General features: G+C 28.6%; 16 protein-coding genes and 2 pseudogenes. 8 read left to right on the top strand and 10 right to left on the bottom strand.

Features of this window, described 5'->3' with window-relative positions; translation table 11 throughout:
- Nucleotides 1-112 precede the first annotated feature (112 nt).
- Nucleotides 113-2,092, top strand: a complete 1,980-nt coding sequence (locus tag FBF06_RS01265; protein WP_168977499.1) for a methyl-accepting chemotaxis protein — start codon at nt 113-115, stop codon at nt 2,090-2,092.
- A 98-nt stretch (nt 2,093-2,190) separates the two neighbouring features.
- On the opposite strand, the gene zupT is transcribed toward FBF06_RS01265, so the two are convergent.
- Nucleotides 2,191-3,066 (bottom strand): zinc transporter ZupT, encoded by an 876-nt coding sequence (gene zupT / locus FBF06_RS01260; protein WP_002867909.1) that lies wholly within the window; start codon nt 3,064-3,066, stop codon nt 2,191-2,193.
- Nucleotides 3,067-3,261: 195 nt separating this feature from the next.
- On the opposite strand from zupT, the gene FBF06_RS01255 reads away from it, so the two are divergent.
- The 3 genes and pseudogenes from FBF06_RS01255 to FBF06_RS01245 all read left to right on the top strand — a co-directional run bounded on the left by FBF06_RS01255 (nt 3,262) and on the right by FBF06_RS01245 (nt 6,320).
- Nucleotides 3,262-5,250 (top strand): methyl-accepting chemotaxis protein, encoded by a 1,989-nt coding sequence (locus FBF06_RS01255; RefSeq protein WP_168977498.1) that lies wholly within the window; start codon nt 3,262-3,264, stop codon nt 5,248-5,250.
- Between the two features lie 80 nt (nt 5,251-5,330).
- Nucleotides 5,331-6,050: a class I SAM-dependent methyltransferase gene (locus FBF06_RS01250; RefSeq protein ID WP_168977497.1), complete on the top strand. Its 720-nt coding sequence runs from the start codon at nt 5,331-5,333 to the stop codon at nt 6,048-6,050.
- Between the two features lie 55 nt (nt 6,051-6,105).
- Nucleotides 6,106-6,320 (top strand): annotated as a pseudogene (locus tag FBF06_RS01245) (hypothetical protein).
- Nucleotides 6,321-6,351: 31 nt separating this feature from the next.
- On the opposite strand, the gene pyrC reads toward FBF06_RS01245, so the two are convergent.
- The 4 genes from pyrC to eptC are packed head-to-tail and all read right to left on the bottom strand — an operon-like array spanning nt 6,352 to nt 9,482.
- Nucleotides 6,352-7,359, bottom strand: coding sequence for a dihydroorotase (gene pyrC / locus FBF06_RS01240; protein WP_168977496.1), 1,008 nt, complete (start codon nt 7,357-7,359; stop codon nt 6,352-6,354).
- Entirely contained in the window at nt 7,349-7,594 is a 246-nt protein-coding gene (locus FBF06_RS01235) for a replication/maintenance protein RepL (protein ID WP_002872982.1), read from the bottom strand. The genes pyrC and FBF06_RS01235 overlap by 11 nt, the downstream gene beginning before the upstream one ends.
- Nucleotides 7,591-7,947 carry a diacylglycerol kinase gene (locus tag FBF06_RS01230; RefSeq protein ID WP_002872983.1) on the bottom strand — a complete coding sequence of 119 codons (357 nt, stop codon included), beginning with the start codon at nt 7,945-7,947 and terminating at the stop codon, nt 7,591-7,593. Before FBF06_RS01230 ends, FBF06_RS01235 begins: the two co-directional genes overlap by 4 nt.
- Nucleotides 7,944-9,482, bottom strand: coding sequence for a lipid A/FlgG phosphoethanolamine transferase EptC (eptC, locus tag FBF06_RS01225; protein ID WP_052796052.1), 1,539 nt, complete (start codon nt 9,480-9,482; stop codon nt 7,944-7,946). The genes FBF06_RS01230 and eptC overlap by 4 nt, the downstream gene beginning before the upstream one ends.
- A 117-nt stretch (nt 9,483-9,599) precedes the next feature.
- Here eptC and FBF06_RS01220 point away from each other — a divergent pair, with 117 nt between their 5' ends.
- Nucleotides 9,600-10,358, top strand: a complete 759-nt coding sequence (locus FBF06_RS01220; protein WP_002851821.1) for an exodeoxyribonuclease III — start codon at nt 9,600-9,602, stop codon at nt 10,356-10,358.
- An 18-nt stretch (nt 10,359-10,376) separates the two neighbouring features.
- Here FBF06_RS01220 and FBF06_RS01215 read toward each other — a convergent pair whose 3' ends face one another.
- From FBF06_RS01215 to moaC, 3 genes are read right to left on the bottom strand one after another with little or no spacing between them, the layout of a single operon-like run.
- Nucleotides 10,377-11,537: a hypothetical protein gene (locus tag FBF06_RS01215; RefSeq protein ID WP_010891847.1), complete on the bottom strand. Its 1,161-nt coding sequence runs from the start codon at nt 11,535-11,537 to the stop codon at nt 10,377-10,379.
- Nucleotides 11,527-11,790 (bottom strand): DUF493 family protein, encoded by a 264-nt coding sequence (locus FBF06_RS01210; RefSeq protein WP_002852023.1) that lies wholly within the window; start codon nt 11,788-11,790, stop codon nt 11,527-11,529. The genes FBF06_RS01215 and FBF06_RS01210 overlap by 11 nt, the downstream gene beginning before the upstream one ends.
- Nucleotides 11,768-12,241, bottom strand: a complete 474-nt coding sequence (gene moaC / locus FBF06_RS01205) for a cyclic pyranopterin monophosphate synthase MoaC (RefSeq protein ID WP_002886444.1) — start codon at nt 12,239-12,241, stop codon at nt 11,768-11,770. Before moaC ends, FBF06_RS01210 begins: the two co-directional genes overlap by 23 nt.
- 92 nt (nt 12,242-12,333) lie before the next feature.
- On the opposite strand from moaC, the gene FBF06_RS01200 reads away from it, so the two are divergent.
- Both FBF06_RS01200 and FBF06_RS01195 read left to right on the top strand, forming a co-directional pair.
- Complete coding sequence (locus FBF06_RS01200; protein ID WP_002851965.1) at nt 12,334-12,489, top strand: highly acidic protein; 156 nt, start codon at nt 12,334-12,336, stop codon at nt 12,487-12,489.
- 2 nt (nt 12,490-12,491) lie between these two features.
- Entirely contained in the window at nt 12,492-13,802 is a 1,311-nt protein-coding gene (locus FBF06_RS01195) for an MFS transporter (RefSeq protein ID WP_002851616.1), read from the top strand.
- Here the strand turns inward: FBF06_RS01195 and cheQ are convergent.
- Nucleotides 13,771-14,250, bottom strand: a complete 480-nt coding sequence (cheQ, locus tag FBF06_RS01190) for a cheVAW transcriptional regulator CheQ (protein WP_002854628.1) — start codon at nt 14,248-14,250, stop codon at nt 13,771-13,773. The two genes, FBF06_RS01195 and cheQ, sit on opposite strands and share 32 nt — an antisense overlap.
- A gap of 27 nt (nt 14,251-14,277) precedes the next feature.
- A complete protein-coding gene (cheP, locus tag FBF06_RS01185) occupies nt 14,278-15,135 on the bottom strand; it encodes a cheVAW transcriptional regulator CheP (RefSeq protein WP_002860614.1) in 858 nt (285 codons plus the stop codon).
- Nucleotides 15,136-15,616: 481 nt separating this feature from the next.
- Here cheP and FBF06_RS10080 point away from each other — a divergent pair.
- Nucleotides 15,617-16,182: pseudogene (locus FBF06_RS10080) on the top strand (FIST N-terminal domain-containing protein).
- Nucleotide 16,183 lies beyond the last annotated feature (1 nt).

The raw sequence follows: 16,183 nt of genomic DNA, 5'->3' as shown, positions 1-16,183 counted from the left end.
AAATTTTTTATTACTTTTATATTTAAGTAAAAATCTAGATTTTTTAATTTATAATTCTAAAACTTTATGTAGATATCTCTATAAAATAATATTAGAAAGGAGCGCTTAAATTATGAAAAGTGTAAAATTGAAGGTTTCACTGATTGCAAATTTAATCTCAGTAGTGTGTTTGATAATTTTAGGTGTTGTAACATTTATATTTGTAAAGCAAGCAATTTTTCATGAAGTTGTGAATGCTGAAATAAATTATGTTAAAACGGCTAAAAATTCTATAGAGTCTTTTAAGGCAAGAAATTCTTTAGCTCTTGAAAGTTTAGCTAAAAGTATTTTAAAGCATCCTATAGAACAGTTAGATAGTCAAGATGCTTTAATGCATTATGTTGGAAAAGATTTAAAGAATTTTAGAGATGCTGGAAGATTCTTAGCAGTTTATATTGCTCAACCAAATGGCGAACTTGTTGTAAGCGATCCAGACTCTGATGCTAAAAATTTAGATTTTGGAACTTATGGAAAAGCTGATAATTATGATGCTAGAACAAGAGAGTATTATATAGAAGCAGTTAAAACAAATAAACTTTATATTACCCCATCTTATATTGATGTAACTACAAATTTACCTTGCTTTACATATTCTATTCCGCTTTATAAAGATGGTAAATTTATAGGGGTTTTGGCTGTAGATATTCTTGCGGCAGATTTGCAAGCTGAATTTGAAAATTTACCAGGTAGAACTTTTGTATTTGATGAAGAAAATAAAGTATTTGTTTCTACAGACAAAACTCTTTTGCAACAAGGTTATGATATTAGTACTATTGCAAATCTTGCTAAAACTAAAGAGGATCTTGAACCTTTTGAGTATACTAGACCAAAAGATGGTAATGAAAGATTTGCTGTATGCACAAAGGTTTCTGGAATTTATACTGCTTGCGTTGGAGAGCCAATAGAACAAATAGAAGCTCCAGTTTATAAAATTGCATTTATACAAACTGTGATTGTTGTTTTTGCAAGCATTCTTAGCATCATCCTCCTTTATTTCATCGTATCAAAATACCTCTCCCCACTTGCAGCTATCCAAACAGGTTTAACTTCATTCTTTGATTTTATCAACTATAAAACAAAAAATGTTTCTACTATAGAAGTAAAAAGCAATGATGAATTTGGACAAATCTCAAATGCTATCAATGAAAACATTCTTGCTACTAAAAGAGGCTTAGAACAAGACAATCAAGCCGTTAAAGAATCAGTTCAAACCGTATCAGTTGTAGAAGGTGGTAATTTAACAGCAAGAATTACTGCTAATCCAAGAAACCCACAACTTATTGAACTTAAAAATGTTCTAAATAAACTTCTTGATGTTTTACAAGCTAGAGTAGGTTCTGATATGAATGCTATTCATAAAATTTTTGAAGAATACAAAAGCTTAGACTTTAGAAATAAATTAGAAAATGCTAGCGGTAGTGTAGAATTAACTACTAATGCTTTAGGTGATGAAATAGTTAAAATGCTAAAACAAAGTTCAGACTTTGCTAATGCCTTAGCTAATGAAAGTGGAAAATTACAAACTGCTGTTCAAAGCTTAACCACTTCTTCAAATTCTCAAGCTCAATCTTTAGAAGAAACTGCAGCAGCTTTAGAAGAGATCACTTCTTCTATGCAAAATGTTTCAGTTAAAACTAGTGATGTTATCACTCAATCTGAAGAGATTAAAAATGTTACAGGTATTATAGGTGATATTGCAGATCAAATCAATCTTTTAGCTTTAAATGCAGCTATTGAAGCAGCTCGTGCTGGAGAACATGGTAGAGGCTTTGCAGTGGTAGCTGATGAAGTTAGAAAGTTAGCTGAAAGAACTCAAAAGTCTTTATCAGAAATTGAAGCTAATACTAATTTACTTGTTCAATCTATCAATGATATGGCAGAAAGTATTAAAGAACAAACTGCAGGTATCACTCAAATCAATGATAGCGTAGCTCAAATTGATCAAACTACTAAAGATAATGTTGAAATTGCTAATGAATCAGCTATTATTTCTAGTACAGTAAGTGATATAGCTAATAATATCTTAGAAGATGTTAAGAAGAAAAGGTTTTAATTAATCATTCAAGCCCTTTCTTTGGGCTTGAATTTTAAAAATTTATGCTATGATTTTGTATATTTTATAAATAAACACTTAAAAACAAAAAATAATTTTCAATATTCAAGTAAATTTAAACTTAAAGCCATTATTGCCATTCCTGCGATAAGTCCATATAAACTATCATGAGCCTTATCATAAGTTTTTGCAGCGGGCAAAAGCTCATCAAGAGATATAAAAACCATAATTCCTGCAATCACAGCAAAACTTATAGCTAAAGTAAGATCGCCTATAAAAGGCAATAAAATCAAAGCTCCAACAAAAGCACCCAAAGGCTCTGCAAAACCCGAAAGAGCTGAATAAATAAAAGCTTTTTTCTTATCTCCTGTAGCATGGTAAATTGGCAAACTCACAGCCAAACCTTCTGGGATATTGTGTATAGCCACAGCTATAGCTATAGCAATTCCTAAAGTAAGATTATCAAGACTTGAAATAAAAGTAGCAAAACCTTCTGGGAAATTATGTATAGCAATAGCCAAAGCTGTAAAAATCCCTGTACGTTTTAAAGCTTTAGTATTGATCTGATGCAACTTTTCTCCAGGATGAAATTTCGGAGGATTTTGTCCTTTTTGAGGCAAGGGACAAATTTTTAACTCGCTTAAATCCTCTTTAGGCTCGTGAGGATTGACATCTTCGGGGATTAATTTATCAATCAATAAAGATATTAAAATTCCACCAAAAAAACAAGCCAATCCTAAAAGTTCGGCCCAATGTGAATTATAATAATTTTTAAAATCTTTAAGAGCAGTGGGTAAAATTTCCATAAAAGAAATGTATATCATTACTCCAGCTGAAAAACCAAGCCCTAAAGAAAGCACCCTTAAATCATCTTTTCTAGAAAAAAAGGCTATTATAGAACCTATAGCCGTAGAAAAACCTGCAAAAAGAGTCAATAGCATTGCGATAAAAATTTGTTCAAATGTAAATTGCATTTATTAATTCTTAATATATAATTATAGTGTTTTATAATTATATATATGTAAAAAGTTAATAAATGGCAAAAAGTATAAAAAATACTAAAATTTTTAAGAATATTTATGTAAAAAAGTTCATTTTTATGCATTTCTTTCTCTATATTTCTGCTATAATAATAATTTTATTTCCAAAATATAAATATAGGAGTTATAATGCAATCAATAAATTCAGGCAAATCCGTTGGAGTTTCAGTCAAACTTACGCTGTGGGTTGGAATTTTAGTTGTATTAATTTTAGCAATCACAAGTACCGTTAGTTACTTTGATGCCAAAAATCACACATATGAATTGCTAAAAGAAAATCAATTAAAAACTATGGATGATGTTAAAGTAACTTTTGAAAACTATTCCAAAAGCAAGCAAAAAGCTATAGAGGTTCTAGCATATGAAAGTGCTAAAAAATTAGAAGATGAAAATATTTCACTGCTTCTAGATTCTTTTAAGAAGGCGTTTGATTTTGATATTGTTTTTATTGCGTTTGATAAAAACAACAAAATGCTTTTGTCAAATGGAACAATTTTAGATAAAAAATCAAATTTTGACATTACAAAACAAATTTGGTATCAAGAAGCAAAAAATAACAAAGGCATCACAATAACTCAACCATATAAATCCCCTATAGATCAAGAGATTGGTATAACTTATGTTTTCCCTATTTATAAAAATAATCAACTTATAGCTTTCGTTGGAGGCGATTACAATCTAGATAAATTTTCCAAAGATGTATTATCTTTAGGACACTCATCAACTACTTATGCTGCTGTTTATGACTCTGAAGGAAGAATTATTTTTCACGAAGTGCTTGATAGAATTTTAACAAAAAACACTTTAAGCGTTAATATTGCTAACGCCATAAAAGAAAACCCTGAATATATAGATCCAAATAAGAGAGATATTCTTTTTCCTGTATTTGATGATAAAGGTATCAAATATGAAACAATGTGCGATACAAGTTCCAATGGATTATATCGTATTTGTGCTGTAACTTTAGATAGTAACTATACTTCCGCTGTTAATTCCATTTTAATGAAACAAGTTATAGTCGGTATTATAGCTATAATCATAGCTTTAATCTTGATTAGATTTTTAATCAGCAGAAGTCTCTCCCCACTTGCAGCTATCCAAACAGGTTTAACTTCATTCTTTGATTTTATCAACTATAAAACAAAAAATGTTTCTACTATAGAAGTAAAAAGCAATGATGAATTTGGACAAATCTCAAATGCTATCAATGAAAACATTCTTGCTACTAAAAGAGGCTTAGAACAAGACAATCAAGCCGTTAAAGAATCAGTTCAAACCGTATCAGTTGTAGAAGGTGGTAATTTAACAGCAAGAATTACTGCTAATCCAAGAAACCCACAACTTATTGAACTTAAAAATGTTCTAAATAAACTTCTTGATGTTTTACAAGCTAGAGTAGGTTCTGATATGAATGCTATTCATAAAATTTTTGAAGAATACAAAAGCTTAGACTTTAGAAATAAATTAGAAAATGCTAGCGGTAGTGTAGAATTAACTACTAATGCTTTAGGTGATGAAATAGTTAAAATGCTAAAACAAAGTTCAGACTTTGCTAATGCTTTAGCTAATGAAAGTGGAAAATTACAAACTGCTGTTCAAAGCTTAACCACTTCTTCAAATTCTCAAGCTCAATCTTTAGAAGAAACTGCAGCAGCTTTAGAAGAGATCACTTCTTCTATGCAAAATGTTTCAGTTAAAACTAGTGATGTTATCACTCAATCTGAAGAGATTAAAAATGTTACAGGTATTATAGGTGATATTGCAGATCAAATCAATCTTTTAGCTTTAAATGCAGCTATTGAAGCAGCTCGTGCTGGAGAACATGGTAGAGGCTTTGCAGTGGTAGCTGATGAAGTTAGAAAGTTAGCTGAAAGAACTCAAAAGTCTTTATCAGAAATTGAAGCTAATACTAATTTACTTGTTCAATCTATCAATGATATGGCAGAAAGTATTAAAGAACAAACTGCAGGTATCACTCAAATCAATGATAGCGTAGCTCAAATTGATCAAACTACTAAAGATAATGTTGAAATTGCTAATGAATCAGCTATTATTTCTAGTACAGTAAGTGATATAGCTAATAATATCTTAGAAGATGTTAAGAAGAAAAGGTTTTAATTAATCATTCAAGCCCTTTCTTTGGGCTTGAATTTTAAAAATTTATGCTATGATTTTGTATATTTTATCAAGGAAAATATATGAATTTATGGGATAAAAAGGCCAAAACTTACGCAAGATATCAAAACACTTTAAACACTATACAAAAACAAACTTTTGAATATTTACAAAATTTAAATATTTCTTTTCAAAATAAAAGTATTATAGACATAGGATGTGGAACTGGGGTTTGGACTTTACACTTAGCTAAAGAAGCTAAAGAAATTTTAGCCCTAGATAGTGCAAATGCTATGCTTGAAATTTTACAAGAAGATGCTAAAAAACTAAATCTTAACAATATAAAATGCGAAAATTTGAGCTTTGAAACTTGGATGCAAAACAATCCTAATACTAAATTTGATCTTGCATTTTTAAGCATGTCCCCTGCTTTGCAAAATGAAAAAGATTATACAAATTTCTTAAATCTAGCCAAAATAAAAATTTATCTTGGTTGGGCTGATTATAGAAAAAGTGATTTTTTAGATCCGATTTTTAAATATTTTAATACTGAATTTAAAGGTTTTTATAAAAAAGATTTAGAAAATTATTTACTAGAAAAAAATATATTTTTTCATAAGATTGTTTTTGATGAAACACGCAAAGTCCAAAGAACAAAAGAAGAGGCTATAGAAAATACTCTATGGCATTTAAGCATGAACAAAATCACAACTTCTAAAGAAGCTGTAAGTTCTTTTGTTGAAAATGATATTATTGAAACTATAGAATCTAAAATAAAACTTTTAATTATAAATAACTTATAAAAATATTAAGCTGATATTTATTACAATTTCACTCATTATTTCAAAGGAGTTTTTAATGGTTAAAAATTTAATCATCAAATTTGGACGCTTGATTCTTGATGCAATTGCAGCGATAAGTTTTGTTGTAGCTTTGCTTTATTCTCTTTTTATGATGTTTAGCATTGGATTTTTAGCTGGTTTATTATCGCTGATAGTCAGTTTTATTGCTTTATTTTTAAGTTTTTTTGTAATCTATCTTGTTATAGATATCAGAGATGCTCTTGTAAATAAAGCTTAAATTTTCCACCTTTAAGGTGGGAAATCAATGTTTTAATTGAAATTTTAAAATTTCTCCAGCCATATAAGGCACGACTTGATTGTATTTATCTTCATAAACATTTGGCACTTGCCATTCTTTTTCTTCTAAAGTTAAAATTTTATCTTCTTTAAATTTTAAATCATAAATTTTACAAGCATTATCGCTTAAAAATTTTTGCAAATTTTCTTCAGAACTATTTTGCTTAAATAATTCAGCCAACACAGGTAAAATCACTGGGGCGCTAAATACACCTGCGGCACAACCACAACACTCTTTAGTATCTCTTGGGTGAGGCGCACTATCACTTCCAAACATAACTTTTTCATAACCACTAAAAGCAAGTTCGCAAAGGGCTTCTTTATCTTCGTAACGCTTGGCTATAGGCTTACAAAAAAGATGAGGATTCATTTTACCTCCGATAACATCATCTAAAGTGATGATTAAATGATGTAAAGTGATTGTCGCGTATAAATTTTCATAATCTTTTAAAAGTTCACATAAAGTTTTAGTGGTAATATGCTCCATAACAATCTTAAGTCGTGGAAAATGTTTGGCTAATTTTTCATAAATTTTAGCAAAATTACTTTCCCTGTCCATTACAAAATCATTGGTTTCTCCATGCACTAGCAAAGGAATATTTAAATCACTCATAGCCTCTAAAGTAGGTTTTAAATACTCTATATCAAAACTTGAAACTCCGCCATTTGAATTTGTTGTAATTCCTGCTGGATAAAGCTTAATGCCAAAAATTTCATCTTTAGCACTGTAAAGAAATTTCTCATCATAATTTTCAAAAAAAAGTGTCATTAAAGGAGTGAAATTTTCATCTTTACAAGCCTTAATGATACGCATTTTATAAGCTTTTAGATCTTCTAAATTGCAAAGTGGAGGGATTAAATTTGGCATAATCACAGCTGCACAAAAATCTCTTGCACTCGAAGGTGCAATAAGTTCTAACATTTGATTATCTCTTAAATGCAAATGCATATCTAAAGGATTTTTAAGTTTCATTTTTATCTCCTATATTTAGCTGATAAAATCCATTTTTAAGACGCTTAAAAAGTTTTTTTTCTTCTAAAAACTTAAAAGTAGCGATGATGGTAGGTTTACTTTGATGTAGTTTTTCTTCAAGTTCACTGATTTTAATCATAATAAAACCATTTTCATCGGCATTTTCACATAAAAATTTTAACAATTCAAAACGCTTTTTTCCTAAAATTTCTCGTATTAAATTTTCAAATTTCATAAGTAAATATTATATAAAATAAAGCCCCAAACAAAAAGAGCTAAAAGCACACTAAAAAACACTGCCGCACTCGCACAATCTTTAGCGATTTTTGCTTTTTCATGCCATTCGTTTGTAATCAAATCAACACAAGCTTCAATAGCCGAATTTAAAGCTTCTACAATTAAGATAAGTATTAAGACACTTATCAATAACAAATGTTCCAAAAAACTAACTTTTAAGAAAAAACTAAAAACTATCGCAGGGATAATAATACAAAGTTCAATTTTAAACGCCATTTCATTTTTAAATAAAGCAAAAAGCCCTTCTAAAGCATATCTTGCGTTATTTAAAAAATGATATTTAGGCTTCATGGATTTGCCTTAAGTTTAGAATTTAATAAATCATATTCTGGCTCATAAACACTTGTTTTTACATCAAAATATCCTAAAAGAGTGCTAAAAAGATTATCTTGAGAAAGTTTTAAACCTTTATGCTCTTTAGCTAAATTCATTAAATTTTCATCATTGCTCCAAAAAATAGCAGGAATATGAGTTTGATAACTTGGTGCTATAGCATAAGGCATACCATGAAGATAAATACCATTTTCACCCAAACTTTCACCATGATCTGAAAGATAAAACAAAGAACTTTCATAGCTTTTTTGCTCTTTTAATAGTTTTATAATCTCACTTAAAAGATAGTCTGTGTAAAGCAAAGTATTGTCATAAGTATTGATCAAAGCCTCGCTATCACATTTTGAAAGCTCATTAGTATCACAAGTTGGAGTAAATTTTTTAAATTCACTTGGATAGCGTTTATAATAAGTTGGCCCATGAGAACCTTGCAAATGAAGAACTATTATATTTTGATCACTTAAATGATTTAATTTTTCTTTAAAAGGGGCGAGTAAATTTTCATCCAAATCACTAGAAAGCTTTTGCTTATAAGCTAATCTATCGCAAACCCCTTTACAACCACCAGAATTATTATCAAACCATGCAGCATCTACACCTGTTTTATAAAGTACATCCATCGCATTTTCTTGAAATTCTGAACTTGAATAATTTTCACGCTTAGAAATAGAAAACATACAAGGCAAACTTACCGCTGTTGCTGTTCCACATGATGAAAAATTATCAAAAAAGACTACATTATCTTTTTTGGTATAAAAATTGGTATCATTTTTAGTATATCCACCCAAAGAGTAATTTGCCGCTCTAGCGGTTTCACCCACCACCAAAACTAAAAGTTTTTTAGTGTGATTGTTTTCTCTATAAGCATCATTAGCTATAGTTTTAAATTCTGGCTTAGTTTTTACAAAACGAACATAATAGCGATATATGGAATAAATTTGATAAAAAGGAGTATTATACATTCTTATTTCATTATAGTTTCTAAAAAAAGGCAAGAAAGTTTTACTTAAAGGGATTAAAATCGCACAAACAACAATCAAACCTGATATTATATTGATAATTTTAATTTTTAGATGGGATTTAAAACTACCATAATAATCAATTTTTACTTTAACAACATAAAAAACCAACAATAAAGCCAAAACAACAAATAAGATTAATTTTAAATTTAACAAATCTTTTACTTCTTTGATATCTGTTTGAACAACATTTTGTATCATATCAGAATCTATAAGCACCCCATAAAAACTAATAAAGTAAACACTTAAAAAAGATGATATTATAAATAATATAGAAAAAAATTTAGTAAAAAACTTTATAAAAAGCAAAGAGCAAATCACGTGAACAAGGGCAAAATAGGCCACAATAAAAACAAAAGTTATAAACCAGTTTTGTGTATTTTTTTCATACACAAAATAAAATAAATTAAAATTCAACAATACAATCATCAAAGAATTAAAAAAAGTAAACTGAAGCCAAGTTAATCTAAGCATATAAATCCCACCTCCAAATTTAAGCTTTTAATTTTATTGAATTTTTTTAAATGGATTGTAGTTTTAAATCTTTTTATGTTATGATTTACACTTTTAATGAAAATTTTAAGGAAAATAATGAAACTACTTTCATGGAATGTCAATGGCTTAAGAGCTATTTGTGATAAAAATGCACTTGATTGGATAGCACAAGAACAAATTGATTTTATAGGTTTTCAAGAAATCAAAGCACATGAAGATAAATTTCCTAAAAAAATTTATGAATATCCTTTTAAACACATGTATTTTAATTCTGCTAAAAGAGCGGGGTATTCTGGGGTAATGAGTCTTTGTAATTTTAATAGCGAAGTAAAAAAATGCGAATTTTTTGATGATGAAGAAGGTAGGGTTTTAGAACACCGCTTTAAAAATATTGCACTTTTTAATATCTATTTTCCAAATGGTCAAAAAGATGAAGAGCGTTTAAATTTTAAGATGCAATTTTATGCAGATTTTTTAGTGTATTTGGATAAGCTTTTAAAGGATGGATTTGAAATTATCATTTGCGGTGATGTCAATACCGCTCATAAAGAAATCGATCTTACTCATCCAAAAGCCAATGCCAACACTTCAGGTTTTTTACCTATAGAAAGAGCTTGGATTGATGATTTGCTAAAGCTTGGTTTTATAGATACTTTTAGAGAAATTAATGGTGAAATCAAAGAAAAATACTCGTGGTGGAGCTATAGAATGAAAGCAAGAGAAAGAAATGTAGGCTGGAGGATTGATTATTTTTTCATTTCAAAGGGTTTAAAAGATAAACTTAAAAACGCTTTCATAAGAGATGATATTTTTGGCTCTGATCACGCACCTGTAGGTATAGAAATAGATATTTAATATCCCAAAAATGGGATATTATTTTTTAACGAATTTTTTTGCTTTTTCCCAAAGTCTTACACCGAGCTTTTTAGCTTTTTTGGAATTTAAATCTTTGTATTTTTCACTAGCAATTTTTTCTAATTCAAAAATTTCTTGTTTAAAACGATTTAATTTTCTTTGAGTAAGTTTGTTAAAATCATTAATCTTTGGATTTTTCTTAATATCATTTAAAACTAATATTAGTTGCTCTCTGCTTTCACCTGCAAGACGTCTAAATTTAGCAAAAAGATTATCAAGTTCATGTTCTAGCAAATTCTCAACTATACTCTTACAAGGATCATTTTGTAATTGAATCTCTTTTTTTAAAAGAGCAATAAAATCATCTTCTATACCTATTAGTTCTTTGCTTTTTAAACTAACATCTTCTTCAAAATTTGCATAAGTTAATGAAGCTTTAAATTTTTCCATTGCCAAAACAATACCATCCCTTGTGCCTTTAATCACGCCTAAACAAAGATCTTTTGCATAAGCCATAGATTCATTAGCTATTTCAAAAGCGGTATTTAAAATAATACTTGAAATTTTTAAAATTCTTTCTTTTTCAAAATGAGCTTCACAAATGGCATTATATACGAGATTTTTAGCTATTTCACTACTTGTAAGTTCTATATCTTCAGCCTTTTCTAATGTAGTTAAAAAAGCACTTTCAGCGGTTTCTTTTAAAATTCCAAGCATTTCTATATCAAATAAAATAGCATCATTTAAACCACCACTAAATTCATCACAAAAAGAACATTCTTGTAAAATATTCTCGAATTCAAAAAAATTATCGCTGATTTGATTTTTAATCAAATTCTTTTGATTTTCAATCTGTTTGTTTAATAATTCAGCTTCGCTAATATACTCATAAAGTGAATTTTGAGCATCTACAATACTCGCCTTAACCAAAGCTTTGATAACCTTTGTAACATTTTCATCATCAAAAAAATCAAGTTTTTTCAAAATAGTTAAAAATTCAACCAAAAGAGAATTTAAAACTTTTTTTGTTTCATGAGGATTATGTGAAATTTGCTTATACGCAAGATTAAAACTCAAGTCTTCAAGTAAATCACTTGCTTCATCTTTACCGAGATTTGATAAAGAATTTTCAAAAATAATTAAAGTATTTTTCATTTTTCCTTCTTTCTTAAAGTACAAATTTTGCTTTAGCTTTTAATTTATCAAATATATCCAAACGATCTTTTTTGCTATCAACATAAACATTTAACAAATAACTTTGATATTTTCCACTCGCACTTGAATTCGAATGTTTAAATTTATATTCTCTTTGACCTAAAATTTCTTCAAAAATTTCACTTGCCTTAACATGCACCTCAAAAATCACCTTATAATCCCAAAAAGTAGGATAATTGATCTGAGGTTCTTTTTTAAGATCGCACAAATTTACCACTTTTACCTCCTTCTTTGCTTTCAAGCACTATATCCGTAATTCTCATTGATTTATCTATAGCCTTGATCATATCATATATAGTTAAAAGTCCTATACTAACTCCACTTAAAGCTTCCATTTCAACTCCTGTTTTACCTTCACACTTAACTGTTACAATAAGCTTAAATGCACATTCTTTAACAAATTCCACAATATTAGTTTCAACTTTAGAAAGCATCAAAGGATGGCACATAGGAATAATTTCACTTGTTTTTTTAGCCCCCATTATAGCCGCAACAATAGCTGTTTGAAGAACAGGACCTTTTTTTGCGGTATTGTTTTTAATTACATCAAAAGCTTCTTGACTCATATATATTATACCACTAGCTGTGGCTATTCTTAAAGTAATATTTTTATCGCTTACATCTACCATTTTAGGATGATTTTTTTCATCTAAATGACTTAATTTCATAAATTCACCTTTTAAAAAATTATAAAAATTATAGCAAAACCAAACAAATTTAAGATAAAATAAGCTTTGTATTTTTATTTAAGGAGAAAACAATGGCTTATGAAGATGAAGAAGATTTAAATTACGATGATTATGAAAACGAAGATGAAGAATATCCACAAAATCACCATAAAAATTATAATTACGATGATGATGATTATGAATACGATGATGATAACAATGATGATGATTTTTATGAGATGGATTAAGAATGAGCAAAACCCTTAACCAAAAAGATATAAAAGTTTTAGGACTTTCATCATTAGGTGGAACTTTAGAATTTTATGATTTTATTATTTTTGTATTTTTTGCAAATTATATTTCAACAAACTTTTTTCCAAAAGATTTAAGTAGTTTTTGGCAAATGTTTAATACTTATGGAATATTTGCAGCTGGATATTTAGCACGTCCTTTAGGGGGTGTGATACTGGCACATTTTGGAGATAAATTTGGACGCAAAAGAATGTTTATGATTAGTATTTTGTTAATGGTTATTCCAACTTTTACTCTAGCTTTTATTCCAAATTATGAAAGTATAGGTTTTCTTTGTATTGTGCTTTTAGTTTTTATACGCATTTGTCAAGGTATAGCTATAGGCGGGGAACTCCCTGGAGCTTGGGTTTTTGTATACGAACACGCACCACAAGGTCAAAAAAGAACTTATTTGGGAATTTTAACCGCTTCGGTTGTAGGTGGAATTTTATTAGGTAGTTTGGTTTTTTTAATTATGAATAAAATTTATACCCAAGAAGAACTTCATGAATGGGCTTGGAGAATTCCATTCTTTTTAGGTGGAATTTTTGGGATTATTTCTGCTTATTTGAGAAAATTTTTAAGAGAAACTCCTGTTTTTGAACAAATGAAAAAAGACAAGGCTTTAGAAAAATTTCCTTTAAAAGAAGTGTTTAAAAAAGCTAAAATGGGAATTGTTCTTTCTATGATGATTACTTGGGTTTTGACAGGTTGTATTGTTGTAATGATTTTGCTTATGCCTAGTTATATGGCAAAAATACTTCAAATTAATACTTCTATACAAACCTATCTTCAAATAGGTGGAATTTTGCTTATTTGCCTAGGGTGTATTATAAGTGGAATTTTAGCGGATAAAATAGGCGTTATTAAATCTTGTGTATTTTTTAGTGTTTTTTTTGGAATTGCAAGCTTGCTTTATTTTAATACTTTATATAGACAAAATGCTGATTTTAACCTAGTAGCTTGCTTATATTTACTTGTATGTTTTTTTAGCGGAGTGATGAATTTTTGCCCTTTAATAATGAGTGAAGTATTTGATGCAAAAATTAAATTTTCAGGACTTTCTTTTTCATATAATATTGCTTATGCTATAGCTGGAGGTTTAACTCCGCAACTTGCTTTTTTCTTGCATAGTTTTGCCTTAAATAATTTAAGTAATTTTTGGCGTTTTTCTTTGGGACTTTATGTTTTCTTTTTGGCTATTATAGCTTTGCTATGTGCATTTATTTTTTCTTATCTTAATAATACCCAACGCACATACTCTCAGTGATTTTAATACGCTTTTCAAAAGGAGCTGGGCTAAAAAAATGGCATTTTTCTATATAAATATGCTGATGATAATTTAGCCCTAAAAAATCATAAAATTTTTTTAGATTAACAAATTTAATCCCACAAATCTCCTTAAGCTCTAAAAGTTTGTAAATAGAAGAATTATTTTTTTCCACCAAATGAGAGGGGGCTAATCCAGTAAAAGAACAAAAAGCACTTGCCAATACAAAACCATTTAAACCACTACATTGCCTTAAAGCTTGCTGATGTTTTTCTAAAATGCAATTTCTATGCAAAAATATAATTCTTGTTCCTTGATATCTACCTATTTCTACATTTTTCCAAAATTTATAAGCATTTTTTGAAATTCCAGCAAAACGATGAAATTCAGCGTTTAAAATATAGTGATCTAAAAATTCATTAGGAGGTAAGATTAAACTTTTCATCACTACAATTTAGAGCCTTAAAAAGGCTCTTTAATCTTCTTTGTTTAAATTTTCCTTAGCTTTGTTAGGAAGCTTAGATAAAAGATTGTTTAAATCAAAATTAATTCCTTGAGTTTTTGCCTCTTTAAGTAAAGCAACTGCAGCTTTTGCGTTAAATGGAGAAGAGCCATCATGCGGAGCAAAAAGATGATCTGTTATTGCTAAAGCATAAGCGGATTTTTTCACTTTTTCGCGAGCAGCATGAGGAGTGCGAACAAAACATATACTTTCAATCAAAACATCATCAAAATTCCAACGATGTAACAAAAATCCCAAGAAAGAAATATGATCTACGCCTAAAAATTCATTCTCCGCTAAAGCAAGATTTTCACTTTTATTTAAAAAAGCTAAAAAATCCTTATCCTTATGATTTTGTATAAGAAAATTTGAAAAAATAACAATACCAAGCCTTAAAAGCATTGCACAAGGAACTAAAAGATGAGAAAGTTTTTTATCTTCATCATTAAGCCAATTTGCGATAAAAGTTGCCTCTTCATTGCACGTTTTTAAAAAATTTTGAGTATTTAAACCATAAGGTGAAACGTCTATTTTAAAATTATCTCTAATGGAGTCAGCCATAACTATATTGATGATATTACCAACGCCTAATAAAGTAATCACTTGATTTATGGTTGTAATTTCTCTTGTAAAACCATAATAAGGAGAATTTGCTAATTGCAAAAGCTTAGCCGTCATCAACGGATCGCTTGAAATGATTTCAGCAACTTTCATAGTTTCTATATTTGAATTAGCCTCGCTCACATATTTTCTTAACTTACTTACAGTATCAGGTAAAGGTGGCAATACTTCAACGCTTTTTAATAAAAGCTCATTCATATCTCCAATCATATTTAATTTATCCTTAATTAATATTATTATAATTTGCAATTATATCTAAATTTTAATTTACTTATTGCATTTTTTATGACTTAAGGTATAATAAAAATTACAAATAAATGCCGAATTTATGGTGTCTTGATTTAGTTAACTAGTAATTAAAAAATAGTTTTAATGGAGTTAAATTGATGTTTTTTTAATTTTAAAAATAAAAGCTCAACAAAAAAAGAAGAAGTAAAAAAGTTTTAGAAGCTCCATATCTTCAATAAAATGAACTTGAAGAAAAATTAAAAAAAATAAACATCAAGCCAAAATTAATTATAGGCTTTGTGTCAATCAACTTAATCTAGCGATCATAGGAAATAAGATTCAAAATTCTATAAATGAGCAATGTGATATCATCTTAAGCAGTGCTACTGATTTATTATGCAACCTTGATTCTAACTCAAACATTGAAAACAGTCCTTATAAACAAAATATCCAAGGAATAAGCTTGATACTTTTTAGTGAAGATATGATAGAAAATCTTTGCACAAATAAAATCAAGCTTTTTAGTGATATAAAAGATTATACAGAAAGAAAAAAACTGATAGAAAAAGAAGTTTTATTTATAAATATACCTTTTGAAGCACACTGCATAAATACTTTGCATTATTTAATTTATGATGGTTTAAGTCAAAGCGAAAGTTCTCTTTTAGAACTTTTGTACAAACACAACCCCTATCCTTGTGCTTTAGTAGGGGGTGGGTCTAGCGGAAACATGGACTTTAGCGGAGCATTTATATTTTATAACGGAGAAATATTAAAAATCAAGCTTTAAGCATACATGTTCAATTTAAACCTAAATACCGTTTTAATTTAATGAAGTCTCAAAATTTCAATCCTCAAAGCAACATTACCTTTACCATACTTGATGTAAGCTTATATGATAAAACTGTACGCGAATTTATTAATAAAAAACCTTTCAATCCATCAACGCGGTTGAAGTTTTATGTAATTATTTTAACTGTACTTTTGAAGAACTTAAAAATAAAATGCAAGAATATACTTTTGCTTTAAA

This window comes from Campylobacter sp. CFSAN093227 (assembly GCF_012897855.1).
In the GTDB taxonomy this organism is placed as follows: domain Bacteria; phylum Campylobacterota; class Campylobacteria; order Campylobacterales; family Campylobacteraceae; genus Campylobacter_D; species Campylobacter_D jejuni.
The sequence above is the reverse complement of the archived record's forward strand: the minus strand, read 5'-3'. Positions and strand labels throughout refer to the sequence as shown.